Raw genomic sequence first — 4,085 nt, forward strand, 5'->3', positions numbered from 1 at the left:
TCCCCCGTCAGGAGGTGATCAACACCAGCATCCGCATTCGCGCCCAATCCTTTGCCCTGCGCGATGAGGCGGGCCAGTCGATCCCCTACTTTGTCCGCGCCAAGCGCGAGATTGACCCGGGTCTGGTGGACAGGCAGATCGTGCACTACGGCAACTACGAACCCTTTATGGAGTACGACATCCAGCTCTGCCATCCGCTGCCGGCCATGGGCTACTGCACCCTCCATATCGAGGGCAACCAGCCGGGACTGGAGCAGCCGGTGACGGCCAGCGGCGAGCTGCTGGAGAACGATTTTTACCGCATCGCCCTCAACGACAACGGCACCTTGCAGATCCAGGACAAGCTGCGCGGCACCAAATTTGATCAGGTACTCACGCTGGAAGAGGGCTCCGATGATGGCGACGAGTATGACTACTCGCCATCGCGGGACGAGTGGCTGCGCTACTCCACCGAGTTTGCAGTCACCCGCGAGGTCACCCATCAGGCGTGGCAGAGCATCGCCACCCTCAAGCTTCGCATGGCCGTGCCGGCCAACCTCGCCGAGCGGGCCAACCGCCAGTGCAGCGGCCACCTTGATGTCACCTGCCGCATCACGCTTGCGCACCAGAGTCCGCGCATAGACATCGAGCTGGCGCTCGACAATCAGGCCGATGACCACAGGGTGCGAGTGCTGATCCCCACCCCGTTCCCGAGCGACACAGTGGTCTCTGACAACCAGTTTGGCTGCATTACCCGCCCCACCCGCGACAGCGCCATGGCGAACTGGGAGGCAGAAGGGTGGAAAGAGGCCCCCATTGCGGTCTGGCAGCTGATGAACTTCGTCGCCCTGCAAGATGGCAAGCAGGGGCTGGCGGTACTGAGCGATGGTCTGCGCGAGTTTGAAGTGATCGGTGAGCAGTGCGACACCCTGGCACTCACCCTGCTGCGCGGGGTCGGCGTACTCGGCAAAGAGGAACTGCTGCTGCGCCCGGGTCGCCCATCCGGCATCAAGCTGCCTACCCCGGACTCTCAGGTGCGCGGCAAGCTAAGCTGCCGTTTCAGCCTGCTGGCGTTTGCCGGTGATCACCTCAGCGCCAACGTGATGCAAGCGGCGCGCAGCTACCTCACCCCGGTGCGCTGCTACAACAAGATCCCGTTCGATGCCATGAAGCTCAACAAGGCAAGCTTCACCACCCCGCGCCACTTCAGCCTGCTCACCATGGATCCGTCCGGTCCGGTGCTAAGCGCCCTGAAAAAAGCCGAGGATGAAGCGGCGCTGGTGATCCGAGTCTACAACCCGAGCGAGCAGGCGGTGCTGGAGGGAGGCAAGGTGACCAGCCAGCACAGCTTGAGCGACTGGCAAGCAGTGCGGATGGACGAACAGCCCCTGCCCCTTGCACTGGCCGCTGGCGAGTTTGGCGAGCTGGCGCCTTGTCAGTCGCGCAGCGTGCGCTTTCGGCTGGCTCGCCGCTGATAGGCCTTAGTGCTCCATGCAAACGGGCCTGATCATCCGATCAGGCCCGTTTTGGTTGACGGTTGAGGCCGATGATTGATGGCAGATCATCGGCCACGTCCGGACGTGATTAGCGCTGCTTGCCTTGGCTGGCGATCAGCTGACTGTACCAGTGAAAACTCGCTTTTTTGATCCGCCGCAGCGACCCGCCCCGCTCATCCCGCTCGACATAGACGAAGCCGTAGCGCTTTTGGTAGCCATTGAGCCAGCTCAGAATGTCGGTAAACGACCAGGCGCAGTAACCAAGTAGCTCGACCCCATCTTGCAGCGCCTCTTGGCAGGCCACCACGTGGCTGCGCAGGTAATCGATGCGGTACTCATCGTTGATCTTGTCGCCCGCCTCCAGCTTGTCGAACTCGCCAAGGCCGTTCTCGGTGATCATCAACGGCAAACCATAGCGAGAGGAGAGGCGACGCAGGGCGATACGCATTCCCGTCGGGTCAATGGCCCAGTCCCAGTTGCTGGTCTCAAGGTGGGGATTGGGCGCCGTCTTGTAAAGGCCTGGGATGCCGCTGGACGGCGTAGTGCCCTTCTTGCCGGTGGTGTTGATCCGCTGCAAGGTCTGACCGCCCAAGGGGTTATCGGTGTAGGTCAGGGTGTAGTAGTAGTTGACGCCGATGTAGTCAGGCGTCCCCTCGCGCAGCAGCGCCAAATCACCGGGCAGGATCTCGGGTGCCTCGCCGTTTTCCCGCAAATAGGCGAGCGCCGCCTGTGGGTAGCGGCCAAAGCAGTAGGCATCGAGCCACCAGAGGTTGTTGAACTCCTCAGCGTTCTCGTAAGCCAGCATGTCTTTAGGGTCGCACGACGCCGGATAGGCGGGGGAATAGGCAAAACTCGGGCCGATCAGGCCGTTGGGTACATGCTGGCGAAACGCCTTGATCACTCGGGCATTGGCCAGAAACGCGATGTGGTTGGCGGCAAAGAAGCGCTTGCGATCCTGCACGGCGGGCGGATGGGTGCCAAGCTGATAGGCGTTAGTCAGGTTGTAGTTCTGCTCGTTAAGCGACACCCAGTACTTCACCTTGCCAGCAAAGCGCTGATAGAGGGTTACGCAATAAAGTTCAAAATCGGCGATGATCCGCCGATCTTCCCAGCCGCCGTACTCCTCTTGCAGCGCCTGCGGCAGATCCCAGTGATACAGGGTCAACACCGGCTCGATCTGGTGGGCCAACAGGGTGTCGATCAGCTTCTCGTAAAAGGCAAGCCCCGCCTCATTCACCTCCCCTCGGCCAGTGGGGTAGATACGCGGCCAGCTCACCGAGAAGCGATAAGCTTTAAGCCCCATCTCAGCCATCAGCGCCACGTCCTCTGCCATGCGGTGGTAGTGATCCACCGCCACATCACCGTTGCTCCCCTCAAAGGTTTTGCCCGGCAGCTTGGTGAACAGATCCCACACCGAGGGGCCCTTGCCATCGGCGTCCCACGCCCCTTCCACCTGATAGGCGGCGGAGGCGGCGCCCCAGAGAAAATCGTGCGGTAAGTCTTTGAGTTTGTGGTGATGCATCTGGTGTTGCTCCTGCTGCGGTGAATGGCGCTCGCCATTGAATTGGCATAAGCATCGAACAGTTCTAAAATTCCGTCCAATGACAAATAAACCCATATCATATTCCCAGGGGGAATGATGGAACTACGGGATCTCAAGGCGTTCGTGACCCTCGGCGAGGTGCTGCACTTTGGTCAGGCGGCGGTGCGCCAACACGTTACCCAGTCAGCCCTCAGTAAACAGATTAGGCGATTAGAACAGGAGCTAGGGGGGCCGCTGTTCGAGCGCAGTGCCAACACGACTCGCCTGACCGTGCTTGGTCGTGCCCTTTATCAGGATGCCTGCGCGCTGATCGCCCAGAGCGAGCAACTCGCGCGCACGGCCCGTGAGGTGCTGGCAGGCCATAGCGGCACCCTGCGCATCGGTTTTGGCGTCGCCACCAACATCTTGGTGCCCGCTGCCCTTGCTCGCTTTCGGGCCACCCGGCCGCAGGTGACCATTGAGCTTAACGATCTCTCCACTCACCATCAGCTGCTGGCACTCAGTGATGGCAAACTCGATCTGGGCTTTTGCCGCCTACCGGCCCCCAAGGGGTGGCACGCCCTGCCGGTGATCGAGGCCCATTTTGTGGCGGTGCTCCCTGCCAGTTACCACGCTGTCGGCAGCTTGGCCGATCTGGTGGATCAGCCGCTGGCCATCTTGCGCCGCGACAAGGCCCCCTCGTTTTATGATCACCTGATGAACTATCTGGCCCAGAGCGGGCTGCGTTTTCGCGATATCCAGTACGTCAACGACTTCGCCGCCGGTGTTGCCACCGCGGCGGCAGAGATCGCCTGGACTCTGGTCCCCTCCTCCACCACCATTGCCCACCCCGATGTGTTGACCCTGCCCCTCACTGAACCAGAAGCCTGTTGGACCATTGGCCTGATCCGCCCCCCCCACAGCACTGGGCCGCTGATCGAGGCCTTCTGGCAAACCGTCCATGACCTCGTGCATCGTTAGCACCTTATATCGGGGCTATCGGATGGGGATCGGCAATGGTGCCTGAGTGGTAGCGATAGGTAATGGGCATAGGTGATGGACGGGCGTGATGGCGATCTAATGTCGCC

General features: G+C 61.2%; 3 protein-coding genes. 2 read left to right on the plus strand and 1 reads right to left on the minus strand.

Annotation, left to right across the window (positions count from 1 at the left end; all coding sequences use genetic code 11):
• Window positions 1-1,454, plus strand: a 1,454-nt coding sequence (locus CUC53_RS18070) for a glycoside hydrolase family 38 C-terminal domain-containing protein (protein WP_272896783.1), incomplete at its 5' end; no start/stop codon positions are given.
• Window positions 1,455-1,563: 109 nt separating this feature from the next.
• Here CUC53_RS18070 and CUC53_RS18075 read toward each other — a convergent pair.
• Complete coding sequence (locus CUC53_RS18075) at window positions 1,564-2,997, minus strand: glycoside hydrolase family 1 protein (protein WP_100295387.1); 1,434 nt, start codon at window positions 2,995-2,997, stop codon at window positions 1,564-1,566.
• Window positions 2,998-3,114: 117 nt separating this feature from the next.
• On the opposite strand from CUC53_RS18075, the gene CUC53_RS18080 reads away from it, so the two are divergent.
• Window positions 3,115-3,978 carry a LysR family transcriptional regulator gene (locus CUC53_RS18080; protein ID WP_100295388.1) on the plus strand — a complete coding sequence of 288 codons (864 nt, stop codon included), beginning with the start codon at window positions 3,115-3,117 and terminating at the stop codon, window positions 3,976-3,978.
• Window positions 3,979-4,085: the final 107 nt, after the last annotated feature.

Source organism: Aeromonas cavernicola, from assembly GCF_002795305.1.
GTDB classification, from domain to species: Bacteria; Pseudomonadota; Gammaproteobacteria; order Enterobacterales; family Aeromonadaceae; genus Aeromonas; species Aeromonas cavernicola.

Bases quoted from the DNA above. Each gene is read 5' to 3' on its own strand.
- CUC53_RS18075 (WP_100295387.1), bottom strand. From the start codon at position 2,997: ATGCATCACCACAAACTCAAAGACTTACCGCACGATTTTCTCTGGGGC.
- CUC53_RS18080 (WP_100295388.1), top strand. From the start codon at position 3,115: ATGGAACTACGGGATCTCAAGGCGTTCGTGACCCTCGGCGAGGTGCTG.